At 35.6% G+C, this 19,843-nt stretch carries 20 protein-coding genes; 17 read left to right on the plus strand and 3 right to left on the minus strand.

Going from position 1 to position 19,843, the window contains the following annotated elements:
• Window positions 1-138: 138 nt before the first annotated feature.
• Both ACUL40_RS25375 and ACUL40_RS25380 read left to right on the plus strand, forming a co-directional pair.
• The gene (locus ACUL40_RS25375) at window positions 139-2,505 is read left to right on the plus strand and encodes a DUF6359 domain-containing protein (protein WP_445422702.1); all 2,367 of its coding nucleotides are present in this window, start codon (window positions 139-141) and stop codon (window positions 2,503-2,505) included.
• 132 nt (window positions 2,506-2,637) lie between these two features.
• On the plus strand, window positions 2,638-2,937 hold the full coding sequence (locus ACUL40_RS25380) for a hypothetical protein (protein ID WP_001176848.1): 300 nt from the start codon (window positions 2,638-2,640) through the stop codon (window positions 2,935-2,937).
• 54 nt (window positions 2,938-2,991) lie between these two features.
• On the opposite strand, the gene ACUL40_RS25385 is transcribed toward ACUL40_RS25380, so the two are convergent.
• On the minus strand, window positions 2,992-3,837 hold the full coding sequence (locus tag ACUL40_RS25385) for a membrane protein (protein ID WP_000984146.1): 846 nt from the start codon (window positions 3,835-3,837) through the stop codon (window positions 2,992-2,994).
• A 229-nt stretch (window positions 3,838-4,066) separates the two neighbouring features.
• On the opposite strand from ACUL40_RS25385, the gene ACUL40_RS25390 reads away from it, so the two are divergent.
• The 6 genes from ACUL40_RS25390 to ACUL40_RS25415 all read left to right on the plus strand — a co-directional run bounded on the left by ACUL40_RS25390 (window position 4,067) and on the right by ACUL40_RS25415 (window position 10,827).
• Window positions 4,067-4,468, plus strand: coding sequence for a BlaI/MecI/CopY family transcriptional regulator (locus ACUL40_RS25390; protein ID WP_000184510.1), 402 nt, complete (start codon window positions 4,067-4,069; stop codon window positions 4,466-4,468).
• A 2-nt stretch (window positions 4,469-4,470) separates the two neighbouring features.
• The gene (locus ACUL40_RS25395) at window positions 4,471-6,384 is read left to right on the plus strand and encodes a M56 family metallopeptidase (RefSeq protein ID WP_445422701.1); all 1,914 of its coding nucleotides are present in this window, start codon (window positions 4,471-4,473) and stop codon (window positions 6,382-6,384) included.
• A 213-nt stretch (window positions 6,385-6,597) separates the two neighbouring features.
• Window positions 6,598-7,170, plus strand: a complete 573-nt coding sequence (locus tag ACUL40_RS25400; RefSeq protein WP_000963381.1) for a TetR/AcrR family transcriptional regulator — start codon at window positions 6,598-6,600, stop codon at window positions 7,168-7,170.
• 217 nt (window positions 7,171-7,387) lie between these two features.
• A complete protein-coding gene (locus ACUL40_RS25405) occupies window positions 7,388-10,159 on the plus strand; it encodes a YhgE/Pip family protein (RefSeq protein ID WP_445422700.1) in 2,772 nt (923 codons plus the stop codon).
• A gap of 145 nt (window positions 10,160-10,304) precedes the next feature.
• A complete protein-coding gene (locus tag ACUL40_RS25410; RefSeq protein ID WP_025921759.1) occupies window positions 10,305-10,517 on the plus strand; it encodes a hypothetical protein in 213 nt (70 codons plus the stop codon).
• 4 nt (window positions 10,518-10,521) lie between these two features.
• Window positions 10,522-10,827, plus strand: a complete 306-nt coding sequence (locus tag ACUL40_RS25415) for a DUF2087 domain-containing protein (protein ID WP_000140296.1) — start codon at window positions 10,522-10,524, stop codon at window positions 10,825-10,827.
• A 26-nt stretch (window positions 10,828-10,853) separates the two neighbouring features.
• Here the strand turns inward: ACUL40_RS25415 and ACUL40_RS25420 are convergent, their stop codons facing one another.
• A complete protein-coding gene (locus ACUL40_RS25420) occupies window positions 10,854-11,207 on the minus strand; it encodes a PH domain-containing protein (protein WP_001068218.1) in 354 nt (117 codons plus the stop codon).
• Window positions 11,208-11,340: 133 nt separating this feature from the next.
• Here ACUL40_RS25420 and ACUL40_RS25425 point away from each other — a divergent pair, with 133 nt between their 5' ends.
• Entirely contained in the window at window positions 11,341-11,850 is a 510-nt protein-coding gene (locus ACUL40_RS25425; RefSeq protein ID WP_000620467.1) for a GNAT family N-acetyltransferase, read from the plus strand.
• 195 nt (window positions 11,851-12,045) lie between these two features.
• Complete coding sequence (locus ACUL40_RS25430; RefSeq protein ID WP_000103715.1) at window positions 12,046-13,059, plus strand: LacI family DNA-binding transcriptional regulator; 1,014 nt, start codon at window positions 12,046-12,048, stop codon at window positions 13,057-13,059.
• A gap of 39 nt (window positions 13,060-13,098) precedes the next feature.
• Here ACUL40_RS25430 and yhfH read toward each other — a convergent pair whose 3' ends face one another.
• A complete protein-coding gene (gene yhfH, locus ACUL40_RS25435; RefSeq protein ID WP_000567010.1) occupies window positions 13,099-13,227 on the minus strand; it encodes a protein YhfH in 129 nt (42 codons plus the stop codon).
• A 180-nt stretch (window positions 13,228-13,407) separates the two neighbouring features.
• Here yhfH and ACUL40_RS25440 point away from each other — a divergent pair, with 180 nt between their 5' ends.
• The 7 genes from ACUL40_RS25440 to cysT all read left to right on the plus strand — a co-directional run bounded on the left by ACUL40_RS25440 (window position 13,408) and on the right by cysT (window position 19,835).
• Complete coding sequence (locus ACUL40_RS25440; RefSeq protein WP_074047904.1) at window positions 13,408-14,142, plus strand: MBL fold metallo-hydrolase; 735 nt, start codon at window positions 13,408-13,410, stop codon at window positions 14,140-14,142.
• 9 nt (window positions 14,143-14,151) lie between these two features.
• A complete protein-coding gene (locus ACUL40_RS25445) occupies window positions 14,152-15,141 on the plus strand; it encodes a lipoate--protein ligase (protein ID WP_000897277.1) in 990 nt (329 codons plus the stop codon).
• 139 nt (window positions 15,142-15,280) lie between these two features.
• Window positions 15,281-15,709 carry a hypothetical protein gene (locus ACUL40_RS25450; RefSeq protein WP_445422699.1) on the plus strand — a complete coding sequence of 143 codons (429 nt, stop codon included), beginning with the start codon at window positions 15,281-15,283 and terminating at the stop codon, window positions 15,707-15,709.
• 161 nt (window positions 15,710-15,870) lie between these two features.
• Window positions 15,871-17,403: a fatty acid--CoA ligase family protein gene (locus ACUL40_RS25455; protein WP_445422698.1), complete on the plus strand. Its 1,533-nt coding sequence runs from the start codon at window positions 15,871-15,873 to the stop codon at window positions 17,401-17,403.
• A 163-nt stretch (window positions 17,404-17,566) separates the two neighbouring features.
• Window positions 17,567-17,743, plus strand: a complete 177-nt coding sequence (locus ACUL40_RS25460) for a hypothetical protein (protein WP_006916062.1) — start codon at window positions 17,567-17,569, stop codon at window positions 17,741-17,743.
• 174 nt (window positions 17,744-17,917) lie between these two features.
• Window positions 17,918-18,973 carry a sulfate ABC transporter substrate-binding protein gene (locus tag ACUL40_RS25465; protein ID WP_445422697.1) on the plus strand — a complete coding sequence of 352 codons (1,056 nt, stop codon included), beginning with the start codon at window positions 17,918-17,920 and terminating at the stop codon, window positions 18,971-18,973.
• 34 nt (window positions 18,974-19,007) lie between these two features.
• Window positions 19,008-19,835, plus strand: coding sequence for a sulfate ABC transporter permease subunit CysT (gene cysT / locus ACUL40_RS25470; RefSeq protein ID WP_001227879.1), 828 nt, complete (start codon window positions 19,008-19,010; stop codon window positions 19,833-19,835).
• Window positions 19,836-19,843: the final 8 nt, after the last annotated feature.

Consider the following 19,843-nt stretch of genomic DNA (forward strand, 5'->3'; position numbering starts at 1 on the left):
AAATTATTATTTTGTATTATAGTTTGAAAGCTTGTAAATTAAATAAATCTTTTGTAAAATTTGTCGAAAAATAGTTCTATATAACGAATCATTTGTTATGATAGAAATGCTGAGAAAATATGAAATAGGGAGAGGAAAATGGCTGTGAAGAAATTGTTAAGCGTCTTTTTATCATTCTTGCTATTGCTTTCATTTACTGGAACTTTAGCGCAAGCAGAAGAAACTGCTTCTATGTCAGTAGAAAAAGCAATTCAAGTATTTAAGCAGCAAGGGAAAACGAAGGGGATTGTGGAAGGATATATTGTCGGATATACGCAAAGTTCTTCTAAATATACGAAGGATCCAGCTAAGTTTGATGATACAAACGTAGCAATTGCAGATTCGCCAAACGAAACGAATCCAGACAAAATCATGCCCGTTCAGTTGCCAAAAGGTGATGTGAGAACGGCAGTGAATGTAAAAGATCACCCTGAAAATATCGGGAAGAAAGTTAGTTTGACTGGGACTCTTGAATTATATTTTAGTAACCCAGGTCTAAAATCAGTAACAGCTTATAAGTTTCAAGGTGAAGGACAAAACCGTGTTAGCGATGTAGTAGCTTCACCGAACAGCGGAGAAGTTGCTAAAGGAACAGCGGTAACATTAACGACGAATACAGAAGGTGCAACAATTTACTATACGTTAGATGGCTCTAATCCTACTAATAAAAGTGTTCGTTATAATGGACAGATTATAGTGAATGAAAATAGTGTAGTGAAAGCAATCGCAGAAAAAGAAGGACTTACTTCTTCAGCAATTTCGACATTTTCATTTATTATCGTAAATAATGAACCAGTTCGTATTCATGACATTCAAGGAAAATCACATATGTCTCCTTACAACGGGAAGAAAGTAAACAATGTGGAAGGCGTTGTCACAGCGCTTGATAAAAACGGCTTTTATATAGAAGATAATCAGCCAGATAATGATCCAGCTACTTCAGAAGGTATGTACGTATATAAAAAAGATGCGAATGTAGCAGTAGGAGATCTTATTCAAGTTGATGGAGTAGTAGAAGAATATGTTGGACCAGGATATGCAGAGCGATTTGAAACAGACTTAACGACGACAGAAATTAAGGCGAGTCGCGTTGCTGTAATCGCAAAAGATCAATCTTTGCCAGCACCGATTGTACTTGGGGAAAACGGTGTGAAAATCCCGGACCAGATTATTGATAATGATGCATTTAGTTTATTTGATCCAAATGAAGATGCAATCGACTTTTATGAAAGTATAGAAGGCATGCGTGTTACGATGCCAACACCAAAAATTATTGCACCTCAGAAAAATGGAAATTTATATGTAACAGTAAAAAATGGTGGAGATAAAATAGTAACACAATATGGCACACCTCTATTAGATGAAAACCAATTAAACCCAGAGCGTCTTTCTGTAAAAGTACCTCGCGATTATGTAGCAAAAGTAGGAGATATTTTTACTGGAGATATAACAGGGGTAGTAGGATATGATTACGGTTCTTTCCGTATTTCGCCAATAACAGAACTGCCAGCTGTAGTGGATGGTGGATTTAAGCAAGTAGGCGCAAATATTCAGCCACGTCTTGATAAGTTAACGGTTGCTACATATAACATTGAAAACTTCTCAGCGAATAAAAAAGAAACAACAGATGAAAAGGTAAAAGCGTTAGCGTATTCTATTAAATACAACTTAAAAATGCCAGATATTATCGGTGTAGAGGAAATGCAAGATAATAACGGATCAATTAATGACGGTACAACAGATGCGTCATTAAGCGCAAAACGTATCATTGATGCAGTGCTAGAAATTCGTGGACCGAAGTATGAGTATGTAGAAATCGCTCCAAACAATAATCAAGACGGAGGAGCACCAGGAGCGAATATTCGCGTCGGCTTCTTCTATAATCCATCACGCGTGAAATTAGCGACGGTACCAAAGTTACTTGATAAAAATGTTGTTCGTATTGGAGACGAAAATCCATTATTTGAAAGTACACGTAAACCGTTAGCGGCAGAATTTACGTTCCAAGGACAAAACATTGTTGTCGTTGCAAATCACTTAAACTCAAAACTAGGAGATGCAACGCCATTTGGAAAAGTGCAGCCGCTCGTATTAAAAAGTGAAGACAAACGAATTCAGTTAGCACAAGAGGTAAATCATTTCGTGCAAGGAATTCAGAAAAAGAATACGAATGCACCAGTTGTCGTGTTAGGTGATATGAACGATTTCGAATTCTCTAAACCACTAAAAACACTAGAGGGAACAATCTTAAAAGATATGTTAAACACAGTGCCAAAAGAGAATCGTTACACGTACATTCATGAAGGAAATGCACAAGTGTTAGATCATATTTTAGTAACAAATAATATCGCACCACACACAATTGTAGATCCAGTGCACTTAAACTCAAATATAATGAAAGAGCACGGACGTGTAAGCGACCATGACCCAGTACTTGCTCAAATTGATTTGAAGAAAGCTTCTTAAAGAAAGGAACGCTTAGGTAACTAAGCGTTCTTTGTTTGCATCGTTATAGAATAGTATAAAGAGATGATTCCTTTTTTTGTAATCTAATGATAAAATTGATTGAATATTTAGTTTTTAATAAGGAGGACAACAATGCAGTTACAAATAAATGGAAAGGTAATGAATCAGTTTGCAATTTTTTTTAGTACGATCGTCATGCTTCAGTTTGTAGCTGATATAACAGGACTTACAAGCAATCTAGATATTACGTATAACTTAATACATACAGCAGCTTCTTATATAACATTTAGTTTGGCGGTTATTTTCACTTTAATAGGTGCAAGAAGAGAATTAAGTAAATATGCAATTGTTTCATTATGTTTAGTAATAGCGATTAAAGCGATTTATTTTGTAGCGGTTGTTATTTTATGGGGATTGGCAGGTACACCGTAAGTGAATAGTAAATAAAACCCTAATTTCCAATATAGTAAGGAAATTAGGGTTTTATTATACTTGAAACGCTTTTCTGCACCGCTCTCTTTTTTGCAACCTTCTTCTATATTTTTTTCTATCACGTTTTACTCCTTGTATATACATGATTAAGCTAACGAGGAGGAAGAAGGCACATTGTATTGTCAAAATATATGGTGACATGCCATGCAGCGGCTGCCTTGGATCATATAAATGAATAGGTGCTCCGCCTATTGTAGGGAGTACCGTATTTAGCAGGACGTAAGGAATAGAGGTAGTTGCAAATGGAAATAGAAGCGCCATATAGTCCTTTTGGGACCATGCAGATGCAGCAAGTCCTAAAAGAGCCATCAAACCTGCAAATAAAAAATTAATTCCGATATATACAGCAATGTAAGTGATGGGAGAAGTTTCATATAAGTTTGCGAACATCCCGTTATCATTTATAATGCCTGAACCAGCCGTTGGTACTCCGTCTGGAATGGTTAATTTGCAAAATAATAACGATAAGATGAATGGAAATGTATAAAGAAGTCCGCCGCAAAAAAATGTAACGATATATTTCGTTACTGAATAAGAAAATAAAGAAATTTCTTTACTGACAAACGGTTTAAAACCATCGGACTTATCCGAGTTATAACTTGTACTAAAGGGAAGACTTGCAATAACTGGCATTAATAATAAATAAACATCCATTTCATTTCCACGAAATCCAATCCATTTAATATCCGTCGATATAGGTCCATTCGCAGCGTCTCCTAAATAACGAATTACATAATAATAATGATAAATACAAATAAGAACAAATCCACTAAACATAATAATTAAAGAAACACGATTACAAAAAGCTTGCTTTATATTTAAACGAAGCGCACGCATCATGACTGAAAAAGCCTCCACTATTTTGATAAACTTGTCTATTTTCTATATTACTATTAATTGTAAAGATTTTCTTGTTTTTTTATTTGATTATTTGAAAAAGAGGAATTTTGTTGTTGTGAAGTAAGGTTTAGCTGAAATTAATTTTTCTAAAATATGGTTGACAATTAAGTATTACATTTGTAATCTTAATTATAGATTACAAATGTAATACTTAGGAGTGAAACATACGATGACAAATCAATTACCTAAAATATCTGAAGCGGAATTAGAAATTATGAAAGTACTTTGGTCGAGTTCTCCGCAAACAGCGAATGAAATTATAGAAGAACTGGAAGATGCAATGGACTGGAAACCGAAAACAATCCGCACATTAATTAATCGATTAGTACAAAAGGAAGCCGTTTCTTACCATCAAGATAAAGGTCGTATGTACGCTTATTATCCGTTAGTATCACAACATAATTATTTGCAAGTGGAAACGAAATCTTTACTAAAACGTTTTTGCGGTGCAGCGTTTAAGCCATTACTTGTTAATTTCTTAAAAGAGGAGAAATTATCTTCAGAAGATATTAATGAATTAAAACGCATTTTAGATGAGAAGACAGAGGAGAATAAGAGGAAGGATCGATAAAAATGATAAACACGCTTATAAATGTATACCTTCCTCATTTTTTTGATTGGCTTATAGAAACGTCACTTATGGCTAGCATATTAGTCGGATTTATTTTATGTATAAAAGTTCTATTTAGAAATAAATTAACCCCCCGGTGGCAATATATGCTGTGGATCGTATTAATGATAAGACTCCTTTTACCGTGGTCGCCAGATAGCTCTTATAGCATTTACTCATTACTTTCTTATAGTTCTAGCGTATCGGAAGTTATTCCAAAAAATATGCCGGCTACTGAGAATATAGTAAACATAGAAAGCGACCGTAAAGTGGAATTGGAATCAAATTCTAAAATGGTGACAAAAACTAGCGAACCGGAAGTAAAAGTCAGTTCGGAAAAACAGACTACATTTTCTTTATACCAACTTGCTTTGTATGTTTGGCTAGCTGGGGTAATCGTATTAGCAGTCATAACGTTTCTTACAAATAGACGTTTATATTCGTACATAAAGAAACAACCGGATATTACGGATGAACAGGTCGCTACAGTGTTTAATCGCTGTAAGCAATCTATGAAAATGAAGAAGGCAGTTTCGTTACGTCTAGCGGGAAAGATTGCAAGTCCAACGGTTTTTAGTTTCTTTCGCCCGAAAGTATTACTATCAAAAAAACATATGAAAGTATTAAATGAACAACAATTACAATATGTCTTTTACCATGAGTTAGCTCATATTAAGAGAAACGATGTAGCTGTAAATTGGATTATGTACAGTTTAATCCTATTAAATTGGTTCAATCCGATTCTTTGGTACGCCTATTTTTGTATGCGAGAAGATCAAGAATTAGCCTGTGATGCATATGCACTTACTTTTATAGATAAAGAGGAACAAATTGCATACGGTCATACAATTATTACCCTTCTACAACACTATTCCTATCAAGTACCAAGCCTAGCAAATTTAAGTAGAAATAAACGAACGCTAAAAAGGAGAATCGTTATGATTAAAAAGTTTCAAAAGAAATCGTATCGTCTTTCTTTACTTGGGATTATTGCTATAGTTGCTATAGCATCCCTTTCTTTATTCAACGCACGTACAACGGAAGGAAAAGAAAAGCAAGAGGATAAAGTAGAGCAGTCAAAGGATGCTTTCCAAAATGCTGTAGATACATTATTTGGTACAGAGGAAAAGGCGAGAAAAGAGTGGGGAATGTCAAACTGGCAATATGAAAACCGAACAGCCTTTTTATATCATGCTGAAAAAGCTTTAACAAAGGAAGAGTTTGAGAATTATGTGCAGTTATATAAAGAGGTATTACAGATCGAGAAAAAAGGATTAGTTAGATTAAACTTACCCGAAAATTTCCAAGGGGATATAAAAGAGGTGAAAGAAGAGCGCTTAAGTACAGAAAATCGTGAAAAATTAAAAGAAATTCGTAATAAAACAACTCCTTATGAGGATAAGGTAGGGAAGTATTTAACATATACAGTTGAAGAAGTGCAGCAACATGTTGATTTCCAAATTAAGAGGCCAACTTATACAATTAAAGGATATACCCAAAAAGACGAAAGGGTGAATTATTATCTTAAGATAAAGCCGGAATTCACTATTGAATTAGAATATACGAACGGAAAAGGAAATTATACAATTTCTCAATCGCAAGTTTTTGGGGAAAGCAAAGACCCATTTAGCCACCAGTTTGTAGTGCCTGAAAATATAGAACAGTACGAACTAGAAGGGAATCAAATATTCTACGCTACTCATCACTCGGATAGTAATTTACAAGGTATGAAGATGATTGTTCCAGCAAAAGGGAAAAATAGTGCATACCAAATCGTTATTATTAATCATAGTTTAGAGAACCCAGGAGAAGCAGTATTCGATAAGAATGTAAATAAAGAAGAACTAGAGAAAATTATGCTTTCTATGTTGAAATAGCAAAAAGGTGTTCTTAAGATGTATATCTCTAGAACATCTTTTCCTTTTCTCTTTTCTTCTGATAAACTATGGAAAGTATGATATAACTTGACTGAAATTTTTTTATACTGGAAATAATAAAAAGAGAACTTGTATAGAATGTAAGCGTGTGGTAATATCAAAGATGTACTGATTGACTATATTATCCAATTGGTCATTTTTGGAGGTGACAATGTGGCGATAGATCGAAAACGTTCTATTATTGAAGCTGCAACAAAGTCTTTTTCAGCGTTCGGTTATAAAGCAACAACGATGGATCAAGTAGCGAAGTTAGCGAATGTAGGAAAAGGAACGATTTATACTTTTTTCAAAAATAAAGAAGAGCTATTTGGTGAAATTATTTCTAATTTAATTACAGAAATGAAGCAAGTTGCAGAAAGTGCAATTCGTTCAGATGTTTCATTTTTTGAAAATGTACATAGAGCATTATATAGCATCTTGGAATTTAGAAAAGAACATCAGCTCATGATTAAATTAATTCAAGAAGAGCGCGATATGGGAACGAAAGAAGTACAAGAAGTTATGCAGCAAGTTGATGTGGAAATCGTTTCTGTTATTCAATCGTATTTAAAGATTGCGATTGAAAAAGGTGAAATTAGCAAATGTGATCCAGAAATTACAGCATTTATTATGCTGCGTCTATATGTATCGCTTATTTTTGATTGGGAAAAAAATCACGAACCGCTAGAAAAAGAAAAAATTGCAGAGTTATTTGAACTTTATTTATTAAAAGGATTGTCAAACTAAGATAATCCTTTTAATTTTATAAAAAATGACCAAATGAACAATGTGGTCATATATTTAAGTTAAGGGGGGATATAGAAAAATTATAATCATAATAAGAAAAAGTTGCATAGTAATAAATTCAGGGATAAGGCATATGTATGAACAAGTATAGCCTTTTTGTTTGGGTAAAAATGACTATATGAACATTTTGGTCATTTTATAAAAAGGGGGAGAAATTATGAAAGGGAATCAGTTACTTCGGAAAGAGTTTACGGAAATTATAAAAAGTAAAAAAATATTAATTCCAATTATTGCGGTCTTATTCGTACCGATTTTATATGCAGGGATGTTTTTGTGGGCCTTTTGGGATCCGTATAAACAGTTAGATGACCTACCAGTTGCAGTAGTCAATTTAGATAAAGGCGCAGTATTTGATGGGAAACCAATTGAGGTCGGAAAAGGGCTCGTTGATAATTTAAAAGATAATAAAAGTTTTAAATGGGAGTTCGTAAGTGAAAAAGAAGCGAAGAAAGGAATGGAAGGTAGAAAGTATTACATGTTAGTGCGCATTCCAGATGACTTCTCAAGTAACGCTACAACGTTACTAAAAGACAATCCAAAGCCATTAAACTTAGAGTACATTCCAAATGAAAGTTTAAACTTCTTATCTTCACAAATTGGAGGAACAGCCATTGAAAAGATTAAAACTGAAGTATCAAGCACGTTAACGAAAACATATGCAGAGAAAATGTTCGATTCTATTAAAGACGTCTCAAAAGGATTAGCAGATGGGGCGGAAGGGGCAAGTAAACTACACGACGGATCAAGTGAGTTGCATGATGGTTCAAGTAAAGTGACGGATGGCCTTCATACACTTCAAGGGAAGTCTGGGGAGATACAGACAGGTGTAGGGAAACTATTTGATGGATCTGGGAAAGTAACAGCAGGTTTAAATACGTTAAATAGCAAAACCGGTGAAATGCAAATAGGTATTGGAAAATTAGTAGACGGATCAGGAAAAGTAACGAACGGTTTAAATACGTTAAATAGTAAAACAAGTGAGATGCAAGCAGGTATCGGAAAATTAGTAGATGGATCAGGAAAAGTAACAGACGGTTTAAATACGTTAAATAGCAAAACGGGTGAAATGCAAAAAGGAATTGGTGAATTGCATGATGGATCTGAGAAAGTGACCGGTGGTTTGAACAAATTAGTAAGTAAATCCGGTGAATTAAAAACAGGAACAACGGATCTATCAAATGGTATGGAACAACTGGTTGGGGGACAAAACCAATTAGAGGTAGCTTCTCAAAAAATTGAAAAGGGTTTGCAAGATTTAAATAGTAAAGTGAAAAGTTCTGCTGCAGGTTTAGAGGAAATACAGTCGAAAGGCCCTTCTATATTGAATACAGTAAATGAGAAAATAGATGGAGCTGGGGCGAATGTAAATCAGTTAAATGAACTTACACAATCAACAGCAGGAGATGCCAAAAATGCAGCACAAGAGGTAGCGAATTTACAAAAGCAAATTGAAAGTTTACCGAAAGAATATCAAGAGCAGTTACAACCATTCATAACAAGTGCTGTAAAAAGTACAGCGACAGTTCAGCAAAAAGCTGCCGGAGTAGCAGGTGGAACAAATAAATTAAATGAAGAAGTAAAACAATTAAAAAGCGAAATAAATCAAAAAACAGGTGATGGACAAAGCAAACTGCCGAATGCAGCGGAATTACAATCCTTAACTGCTGGTATTGAGCAATTATCCAGTGCACAAAAAGGATTTGTTGAAAAATTCCAAGGGTTTGGTGCGAAGTTAAATACTGCTAAAGAAGGCGCAAATAAATTTAAAAACGAGTCTGGTCAATTAATAGATGCGATAAATCAATTAGCAGATGGCTCTGGTCAAGTAACAACAGGCTTAGACACATTATCTGCAGGAGCAAATCAAATGGCAGGTGGTGTCAATCAATTAGCAGATGGATCAAGCCAAGTAACAGGCGGCCTAGGTCAATTATCTGCAGGAGCAAACCAAATGGCAGGTGGAGTAAATCAATTAGCAGATGGATCAAACCAAGTAACAGGCGGTTTAGGTACATTATCTGTAGGAGCAAATCAAATGGCAGGTGGAGTAAATCAATTAGCAGATGGCTCCGGTCAAGTAACAACAGGCTTAGGCACATTATCAAATGGCTCAACCCAGCTAATCGACGGAGTAAATAAACTAGCAGACGGATCAGGAAAAGTAACTGATGGACTAGTGAAAGTAAACGATGGTTCAAGTGAACTTGCTGAGAAACTTGGCGAAGGGGCAGAGAAAACTGGTGAAGTGAAAGGAACAGATAAAACGTATGATATGTTTGCAAGTCCTGTAAAAGTGAAGACGGAGAAAATGGCGGAAGTTCCTAACTATGGAACTGGATTTACGCCGTATTTCCTATCACTCGGTTTATTCGTTGGGGCATTACTATTATCAATCGTATATCCATTACGTGATACAGTAGGAGTTCCAAAATCAGGATTTAGTTGGTTTATTAGTAAGTTCGGTGTTTTACTATCAGTTGGTATTATTCAAGCGATAGTAGCAGATGTTATATTACTGTTCGGATTGGGTGTAGAAGTACAAAGCATTCCATACTTCATACTCTTTAGTATCATTACAAGTTTAGCATTTATCGCATTAATTCAATGTTTAGTAACAGCATTCGGTGATGCAGGCCGTTTTATTGCCATTATCACATTAATTATGCAGCTTACAACGAGTGCCGGAACATTCCCGCTAGAATTGATTCCGAAGTTTTTACAACCATTCAATGCTTGGTTACCGATGACATACTCTGTATCAGGATTGAAAGCAGTCGTATCAAGCGGAGACTTTGACTTCATGTGGCAAAACGTAGGGGTGCTCATGATTTTCATTGTTGTATTATCACTTGGAACAATTGCATCCTTAACTTTGATGCACAAACGACAATTTAAAAATGTTGCTGAAAATCAATCGGTTGAAGCGTAGATAAAAGCACCTTTTTGGTGCTTTTTTATTTTAATAGAGGGCACATCTTTTCCTTAGTTCATCTATAAATCTTTCTAAAAGCTATAGAAACGAAAGAAAAGGAATTACAACAATTTACAGAGAAACATAGGGTAGAGGAGTTGATATGATGAAAGGCAATCTTACTTATTATTTTATCGTAAATCCGCTAATAATCTTTCTTGTTTATGCCCTTTCACCTATATTGTTTGATAAAGAAGTATATACAAGTATGAAAGATGCATTTGGAATACTTACGTTCTATTATGTGTTAATGGGTGGATATTACTTTATTGATATTTTAAGTGAAAAGATAAAGAAAAAAAGTGAGGGAGGATAACAAAATGACTGAAAGTGAAATGAAATTTAGGGATACGACCATTCGTAACTTTTTTGATAAAGAGGACCGTCTAAAATCGATTCCAGGTCAAAAGAAGAAAAAACTAGTATTGTTAGAGCATTTAATCAGCAAATTAAATCCAGAAAATCAGTATACGGAAAAAGAAATGAATACATTCATAAAACAATATTACGATGATTTTTGTACGATTAGACGTGAGTTTATTGTGCACGGGTTTATGGATCGAGAGGATAATATGTACCGTATAAACGGGAGAGAAGTTTGGACGAAGTGGGAGGAGTTAAAATAATGAATCAGCGAGGGGAACCCCGCTGATTATAAGCCTGTGCTAGTCTTGCTGTTTCTTTGTAGTAAGTCTATGAACGCTTCAACATTCGAACTTGTAATGTATCCAAGCGTTATATGTTCATCTTCATAGTAAAATATTATTTTTTTGTCAAAGATTCTTCTCTTCGTTTCTATGGATAGAATTTTTTCATAATCAAATTCGGCAATGAATGTGTTTTTATATTGGCTAAAAAAGAGAAGTCTTTGATTAGTAGCAAGTAACATGCCAGGATACGGGACTTTATGCGTAATCATATAGCCAGTAAGTGAACATTTTAAAGTAGATAAAATTTTTTCTTCTTTATGTAATAGTTGTTTTGCAGCTGTTAAGATTGGATTCATTGTATACATTCCTTTTATTTTGATATATGAATATTGTATCAAGAGTAAAAAGATTCTCAATATGTAATATTGCATATTGGCCGTTTTATAGTTGTAATATTATTTTTAAAAAGAAAAAGTACGAGGTGATTCAATGATACGGTTAGTAAAAGAGACTGATGCAGAAGCAATTATGAATATTAGAAAAGAAATTATATTATCGGAAACTACTACAAAATTTTTCATAGTATCCCCAAAGAAGTTACCGAATGATATGAATGCAGAAAGAGAAAAGATACGGAAAAGTAATGAGAAAGGTAATCTTTATATCGTGTATGAAGTAGATGGGAAGGTAGTTGGCTTTTTAATTTTCAACCGATATGAACTAGAACGGTTACAACACGCAGGCACAATGGGAATGGGGATTAAAGAGGCGTATTGTAATCAAGGCATAGGCACGAAATTAATTGAATTTCTTATTAGTTGGGCGAAAGGGCAGAAAGGTTTAGAGAAAATTTGTTTAGGTGTAGTTTCTGTTAATGATAGGGCAATTAAAGTGTACAAACGTATGGGCTTTGTAGAAGAAGGCAGACAACGAAAGCAAATTAAATATGAAGATGGATCATATGGAGATGACGTATTGATGGGGTTTTATATTGAATAAAGGATATATGGTATTAAGAAAAGGAATGTACATAACGTAAACTTCTAAAAGCAGTATAAATTCCCCTGCATTAACAGACTTTTACCTATGTATAATATTAATATAGTAAAATCATAACAACCGATATTGCAGTTTCCAATAATATACTATATAATCAATTTAAGAAAACGTTTTCATGCAAAGGGGGAGAATTTCGTGTCGACTATAGAGGACGTGGCGAAATTAGCGGGGTTATCAAGGACAACGGTTTCTAGGGTGATTAATAATCATCCATATGTTTCAGATGAGAAGAAAAAAAGGGTTCAATTAGCAATGAAGCATTTAGGCTTCGTTCCTAATTCTGCGGCGAGAAGGCTTCGTAAACAAAAAACAGAAACAATTGCGGTGCTCGTTCCAAGGATTACAAATCCTTTCTTCAGTAGATTTATCGAAGCAATCGAGATTGCTGCTTCTGAACATAAATATAAACTGATTATTTGTCAAACAAGATATTTACCGGAAAAAGAGATGGAGTATTTACAATTATTATCTACGAAGCAAGTAGATGGGATTATTCTATGTTCACTAGAAAATCCGTGGGAAGATGTAGAGCCATACTTACAGCACGGTCCAATCGTGTTGTGTAATGAATATATTGAGGAAGCAAATATTCCAACAGTGAAGTTTGATCATGCGCAAGGAGCATACATAGCTGCGAAGCATGTGTTAGATCAAGGATATCGTAATCTTATTTTTTGCCGTGGTAACGAAACCAAAGTCGTTAGCCAGCAGCGAAAAATGGGCTTTTTACGTGCAATAACTGAGAAGAGCCGCCAAGTAGAAGCGATTGACTTTCTTGAAAACGCTTTCTCTTGGGAGGATGGAAAACGAATATTCCATGAAGTATTAAAGGACAAAAAAAATCCTACCGCGATTTTGGCAGGAGGCGATGAGGTAGCAGCTGGAATTATCTCAGAGGCGAAACGCCATAACTGGAGCATTCCAGATGATCTCGCTGTTATCGGTTTTGATAATCAAATATTATCGCAGATTACAGAACCAGGTATTACGACAATTGAACAGCCAATTGATGAAATGGCCCGAAAAGTTGTCGACCTAATGATGGATAAAATCCATACGAAAAATTATCGAAAAAAAGAATTGTATGAGTTTGAACTGGAGCTCTTGGTGAAAGGTTCAACGATGAAGGATAAGATGTTATTAGCCTAGTAGACTATGTCTGCTAGGTTTTTTTATGTTCACAAACTACTATTCTTCGTGAACGCAATCGTCACATTTGTTATGGTATGCTTCGTGTTGCTCATCAATTTCTTTCCCACAGTGCGCACAAGTTTTCGTCGGTAAATTTCTGAAAAACTCCATTGGTTGATCGATCATGTCAATCCCTCCATTTCCATTTCTTACTATCATTGTATTAGTACAAAAAATAAAAGTCAACAACTGTTTTATAACAAAATTGAAAATTAATGAAAAAGTTTAGGAAATGGATTATAGTTAACAATGTAGGATGTAAGTAAAACATGCATTCCTACTCGGTTTTAGAAAGGATGGATACATATGAAAATGACTGTTGTCGGCTTTTGGGGCGGCTTTCCAGAAGCGGGAGAAGCAACGTCGGGGTATTTGTTTGAACACGATGGTTTTCGTTTACTTGTAGACTGTGGTAGTGGTGTACTAGCACAGCTTCAAAAATATATAACACCATCTGATATAGATGCAGTTGTACTATCGCACTATCATCACGATCATGTTGCAGATATTGGGGTATTGCAATATGCGAGATTAATTACGAGCGCGACAACAAGGCAACTACCAGAACTACCAATATACGGTCATGCGTTTGATGAGAATGGTTTCCATTCTTTAACACATGAACCGCATACGAAAGGAATCGCGTACAATCCAGAAGAAACACTTCAAATTGGACCGTTCTCGATTTCATTCTTAAAAACTGTTCATCCTGTTACATGCTTTGCGATGCGCATTACAGCAGGTAGTGATATCGTAGTATACAGCGCTGATTCCAGTTATATTCCTGAGTTTATTCCATTCACGAAAGATGCTGATCTTTTCATTTGTGAGTGTAATATGTATGCACATCAAGAGGCTGCAAAAGCAGGGCATATGAATAGTACAGAAGTAGCAAGTATTGCAAAAGATGCGAATGTAAAAGAACTTTTATTAACGCACTTACCGCATACAGGCAACCCATCTGATTTAGTAACAGAAGCAAAACAAATTTTCAGTGGTCACATTACGCTAGCGCATAGTGGCTACGTATGGAACTCATGAGGTGATACGATGTTATTTATTGATAATAAAGGAATTACTGATCCTAGAATAAACTTAGCAATTGAAGAATATTGTGTGAAAAATTTAGATATTAACGAAACATATTTACTGTTTTACATTAATGAGCCTTCGATTATCATTGGTAAAAACCAAAACACAGTAGAAGAAATTAATGCAGATTACGTAAAAGAAAAAGGTATTCATGTCGTTCGTCGTCTATCAGGCGGAGGCGCAGTATATCATGATTTAGGAAACTTAAACTTCAGTTTTATTACGAAAGATGATGGAGACAGTTTCAGCAACTTCAAAAAATTTACAGAGCCTGTAACGAAAGCGCTTAGTAAATTAGGCGTAAATGCAGAACTAAGTGGTCGTAACGACATTTTAGCTGAAGGTAGAAAAATTTCAGGTAACGCACAGTTCGCAACGAAAGGTCGTATGTTCAGCCACGGTACGTTACTATTTGACTCTGAAATCGATCACGTCGTATCAGCGTTAAAAGTAAAAATGGATAAGATTCAATCAAAAGGAATAAAGTCAATCCGTAGCCGCGTTGCGAACATTACAGAGTTCCTAAACGAAGAAATGACGACAGAGGAGTTTAGACAACTTCTTCTAGAAACAATTTTCGAAGGAGAAACAGAAATCCCAACGTATGAATTAACAGAAAATGATTGGAAAGAGATCCACAAACTTTCTGAAGAACGTTACCAAAATTGGGATTGGAACTACGGAAAATCACCGAAGTTCAACTTACAACATTCACACCGCTTCCCAGTTGGACAAGTTGATGTTCGTCTTGAAGTGAAAAAAGGAACAGTAACAGAATGTAAAATTTACGGCGACTTCTTCGGTTCACTAGATGTTCATGATATCGAAGAGCGTCTAACAGGCGTTCAGTTCGATAAAGATGCATTCACTGCAGCTTTAGAAGGCGTAGATATCGCACGCTACTTCGGTAACATTACAACAGAAGATTTCTTACATTTATTCTTCTAAAAATGAGGGAGGCTGCCATAAAGGCAGCCTCTTTCTTTTTGTAGTTTTGTCGATATAATTCCATTTACCACAAAATGTATACTTACAGGACATCTGCCTCTTATAAAGGAATATATATATGAAAAGGAGGCGAATCGAAATGAAAAGAGTAATGTACGTTATATTATTGCTCAGCTTCGTCGTCGGAATGACAGCGTGTAGCAGTGGATCGCCCTCAAGTCGTACAATTTTGTCTATCGGAAAACCAGCGGAGGATAATGTTATATATTTTACGCATACAGATAACAAACGAAAGATACATGATATACAAGACATGTTTCAAAATAAGAAGTGGAAAAGAAATGAAACATTCAGCACTGTTAATAAGACACCAGATGTCGTTTTTTCAATAGATGAAGACAATACAGGGTTACCGACGTTATATGTTACAGTTTATTTTCATGAAGATGGAGCGGACGCTCTTAACTTGCACGGCGAGCATACGACGTTAAATAAAGAGGAACTTAATAAACTTAGAGAAAAGATGAATGCATATTATCCTAAAATGATTTCTGGTCTAGTTTCATAAATTACTTACAAATAAAATCCCCTTATTTTTCCAAAGTAAACTAAGAGAAGGTGGTCTGTCTATATGCAGTTAATAGAATATCACTTGCTACTTTAATTTTCTTTTAATATAATTAATTTAGAATTTTTAAATATTCTAAATTTTATAAAGGTGGGGTTTTTGTGAATCTCGTTCAATCTTTGGCTGAAACGGCAAAAAAGAAGGGGGATAAACCGGCTTATATATTTATGGATCAGTCGGTCTCATATGACCAATTAAACAAAATGGTCACAAGGTTTTCTAGCAATTTAGCAGAAATGGGCATTGGAAAAGGGGACAATGTCGCATTAGTTGTTGGGAACTCACCACATTTTTTGGTCGGTTTATACGGAACAATGAAAGCCGGAGCAACTGTTATTCCAGTTAATCCAATTTATACAGCAGACGAAATGCATTATATTTTACAAAATGGAGATGTAAAAACAATCATCGTACTCGACGTCCTTCTACCTGTTATACAATCTCTTACAACAAGACTTCCTTCATTAGAAAACATCATCATATGCGAAACCTCATCAGATTTTAACCATACAGAAACCGAAAAAATGAAAACGTTTACTAGTTTTGTGGGGACTGGAGATACAACTTACGAAGGTCCTGAACTAGATGAAGAAGATGTAGCGGTTATCCTATACACTTCGGGCACAACTGGAAAACCGAAAGGCGCTATGCTTACACATAAAAATTTATATAGTAATGCGAGCGATGTGGCTTCGTATTTACAATATACGGCTGATGACCGTGTTGTTGCGGCACTGCCTATGTTCCATGTATTCTGTTTAACAGTGGCGGTCAATGCACCGATTGTGAACGGGGCAACGATTTTAATGTTACCGAAATTTAGTCCGAAAGAAGTATTCCGTATTTGTCGTACGTATGAACCAACGATCTTTGCTGGCGTACCGACGATGTACAATTATTTATATTTATTTGAAGAAGCAAGCGCAGAAGATGTGAAGACGCTTCGTCTTTGTATTTCCGGTGGTGCATCGATGCCTGTTGCTCTTCTGCAAAACTTTGAAAAACGTTTTAACGTTATTGTTTCAGAAGGATACGGTTTATCAGAAGCATCACCAGTTACTTGTTTCAACCCGCTAGATCGTCCTCGTAAACCAGGATCAATTGGCACAAATATTTGGCATGTAGAAAATAAAATTGTAAATGAACTTGGGGAAGAAGTACCTGTCGGCGCAGTCGGCGAATTAATCGTTCGCGGACCTAACGTTATGAAAGGATACTATAATGCACCAGAAGATACAGCTGCGACATTGAAAGACGGCTGGCTATATACAGGTGACTTAGCGAAAATGGATGAAGAAGGTTACTTCTATATCGTTGATCGTAAAAAAGATATCGTCCTAGTTGGCGGTTATAACGTATATCCTCGTGAAGTAGAAGAAGTATTATATACGCACCAATCAGTAGCTGAAGTTGTTGTAATCGGTGTTCCTGATGAAAACTTAGGAGAAGCTGTGCGAGCGTACGTCGTTTTGAAGCAAGCAAACGTAACAGAAGAAGAACTAATGCATTACTGTACGTTACATTTAGCGAAATATAAAGTGCCAAAAAGCATTGAGTTTTTAATAGAATTACCGAAGAATACGACGGGTAAATTGTTAAGAAGAGCATTGAGAGAGAAAGCGATGCAAGTGTAAAAATGAGGCAACCATCTTTGGAGGTGGTTGCCTCATTTTTTTTTGTATTGATTAAGCGGTGGTGCCATATATTTACACCTTCATATGACCAACAAGGAGGGGATATACATAGAACAGAAGGAATTAACGCGTGCAATATCTTATTTATGACATTATGGATGAAATGAACTCTGAAAGTGATAAGAACGGTAATTTTAATCCAAATGGAGTAATGAACCGTGAATCAATGGCTACGGTGTTAGTAAATGCATATAAATTAGAATGGAATGAAAATAGTAAGTTACCAAAAGAATTTGCTGATTTGAAAAATCATTGGGCTCGAAGTATGCCAATATTTTAGTTTAGCAAGAAAATTCAAATTCCAAGTTGACACATATGAATTACAGAATTAAAATGAAAAGAAATCGAATACAATACATTAGAAGCTAATCAGATAAACTGAAGGCGCACAATGTTCACATTTGTGAATATATTGTGTGCCTTTTTCTATTGTATAAACTAAGGGGGCTTAACGATGAAAAAGTGGGGTAAGACAGCGTTTATGAAAAGTACAGGTGTTTTATTATCAGCAGTTGTACTTTTATCAGGGTGTGGTTCGGCAACATCCACTAGTAATTCTGAAGAAAGTGGAGATAAAAAAACAGTTGAGCTTTTAAATGTTTCTTATGATCCAACGAGGGAGTTATATCAAGATTTCAATAAAGATTTTGCGAAGTATTGGAAAGAGAAGCATGGGCAAACAGTAAATGTAAAACAATCACACGGGGGATCTGGAAGTCAAGCGCGCTCTGTTATTGATGGCTTAGAAGCAGACGTTGTTACACTAGCACTTGCTTATGATATTGATGCCATTAGCAAGAAAAAACAACTAGCAGAAGATTGGCAGAAGCGACTTGCGAATAATTCCACTCCATACACGTCAACAATTGTATTTCTTGTTCGAAAAGGAAACCCGAAAGGAATTAAAGACTGGGATGATTTAACGAAAAAAGGTGTGTCTGTCATTACACCAAATCCAAAAACATCAGGCGGAGCACGTTGGAACTATTTAGCGGCGTGGGGATACGCATTGAAAAAATATAATAATAGTGAAGATAAGGCGAAAGAGTTTGTTAGCCAAATTTATAAAAACGTAGAAGTATTAGATTCAGGAGCGCGCGGAGCAACGACAACATTTGTTGAAAAAGGAATTGGTGACGTATTAATCGCATGGGAAAATGAAGCGTTATTATCTCAAAAAGAGCTTGGAAAAGATAAATTTGAAATTGTAACCCCTTCTATTAGTGTACTTGCAGAACCACCAGTAGCGGTTGTAGATAAAGTCGTTGATAAAAAAGGAACGAAAAAAGTAGCAGAAGGGTATCTTGAATATTTGTACTCAGAAAAAGGACAGGAAATTGCGGCGAAAAACTTTTATCGTCCGCGTAATGAAAAAGTAGCAGAAAAATATGCATCCCAATTTCCGAAAGTTCAATTATTTACAGTAGATGAACTATTTGGTGGCTGGAAAAAAGCACAAGAAAAACACTTTAATGACGGCGGCGTATTCGATAAAATTTATCAAAAATAATGCGTACTACTAAAGGGGGATGAGGTGAAAGAGGATGAGGAAGAAGCGTGTTTTACCAGGGTTTGGATTATCGCTTGGATTTACAATGTTGTACATGAGCTTATTCGTACTTATACCACTTTCTATCGTATTTATTCAAACTTCACAGTTAGGTTGGAAGAAGTTCGCTGGGGTTATAACGAACGAGCGTGTGTTGCATTCCTATCAAGTTAGTTTTACAACTTCATTTGCAGCTGCTATTGTAAATGCCATTTTCGGTTTATTAATAGCTTGGGTGCTCGTACGCTACAAGTTTCCAGGGAAACGACTATTAGATGGACTCATTGATTTACCGTTTGCACTTCCGACAGCTGTAGCTGGTATTACACTTACAACGCTTTATGCGGAAAATGGATGGATTGGGAAAATATTTAGTCTGTTTCATATAAAAGTAGCTTTTACACCACTCGGAATTATCGTTGCGCTTACTTTTATCGGTTTACCATTTGTCGTTCGAATGGTGCAACCAGTGCTGCAAAATATTGATAAAGAAGTAGAAGAGGCGGCTTCGAGTTTAGGTGCATCCCGCTTGCAAATATTTGTGAAAATCATTTTACCAGAAATCTTTCCCGCTCTTCTTGCCGGTTTTTCACTCGCATTTGCAAGAGCATTAGGAGAATACGGATCTGTCGTTTTCATCGCAGGTAATATGCCGATGAAAACAGAAATTGCACCACTGATGATTATGACGAAACTAGAACAATATGATTATGCGGGGGCAACAGCTGTAGCGACCGTGATGCTTATTATTTCTCTCCTTTTCCTTCTTCTTATTAATATGATTCAAAGCTGGAGTAGAAGGCATGAACTAAAAAGTGAATAGGAGGAGAG

Source organism: Bacillus sp. KNSH39 (genome assembly GCF_052656585.1).

Coding starts and splice junctions, on each gene's coding strand:
- ACUL40_RS25375 (WP_445422702.1), top strand. CDS start 139: ATGGCTGTGAAGAAATTGTTAAGCGTCTTTTTATCATTCTTGCTATTG.
- ACUL40_RS25380 (WP_001176848.1), top strand. CDS start 2,638: ATGCAGTTACAAATAAATGGAAAGGTAATGAATCAGTTTGCAATTTTT.
- ACUL40_RS25385 (WP_000984146.1), bottom strand. CDS start 3,837: ATGATGCGTGCGCTTCGTTTAAATATAAAGCAAGCTTTTTGTAATCGT.
- ACUL40_RS25390 (WP_000184510.1), top strand. CDS start 4,067: ATGACAAATCAATTACCTAAAATATCTGAAGCGGAATTAGAAATTATG.
- ACUL40_RS25395 (WP_445422701.1), top strand. CDS start 4,471: ATGATAAACACGCTTATAAATGTATACCTTCCTCATTTTTTTGATTGG.
- ACUL40_RS25405 (WP_445422700.1), top strand. CDS start 7,388: ATGAAAGGGAATCAGTTACTTCGGAAAGAGTTTACGGAAATTATAAAA.
- ACUL40_RS25410 (WP_025921759.1), top strand. CDS start 10,305: ATGATGAAAGGCAATCTTACTTATTATTTTATCGTAAATCCGCTAATA.
- ACUL40_RS25415 (WP_000140296.1), top strand. CDS start 10,522: ATGACTGAAAGTGAAATGAAATTTAGGGATACGACCATTCGTAACTTT.
- ACUL40_RS25420 (WP_001068218.1), bottom strand. CDS start 11,207: ATGAATCCAATCTTAACAGCTGCAAAACAACTATTACATAAAGAAGAA.
- ACUL40_RS25425 (WP_000620467.1), top strand. CDS start 11,341: ATGATACGGTTAGTAAAAGAGACTGATGCAGAAGCAATTATGAATATT.
- yhfH (WP_000567010.1), bottom strand. CDS start 13,227: ATGATCGATCAACCAATGGAGTTTTTCAGAAATTTACCGACGAAAACT.
- ACUL40_RS25440 (WP_074047904.1), top strand. CDS start 13,408: ATGAAAATGACTGTTGTCGGCTTTTGGGGCGGCTTTCCAGAAGCGGGA.
- ACUL40_RS25445 (WP_000897277.1), top strand. CDS start 14,152: ATGTTATTTATTGATAATAAAGGAATTACTGATCCTAGAATAAACTTA.
- ACUL40_RS25450 (WP_445422699.1), top strand. CDS start 15,281: ATGAAAAGAGTAATGTACGTTATATTATTGCTCAGCTTCGTCGTCGGA.
- ACUL40_RS25460 (WP_006916062.1), top strand. CDS start 17,567: ATGAACTCTGAAAGTGATAAGAACGGTAATTTTAATCCAAATGGAGTA.
- ACUL40_RS25465 (WP_445422697.1), top strand. CDS start 17,918: ATGAAAAAGTGGGGTAAGACAGCGTTTATGAAAAGTACAGGTGTTTTA.
- cysT (WP_001227879.1), top strand. CDS start 19,008: ATGAGGAAGAAGCGTGTTTTACCAGGGTTTGGATTATCGCTTGGATTT.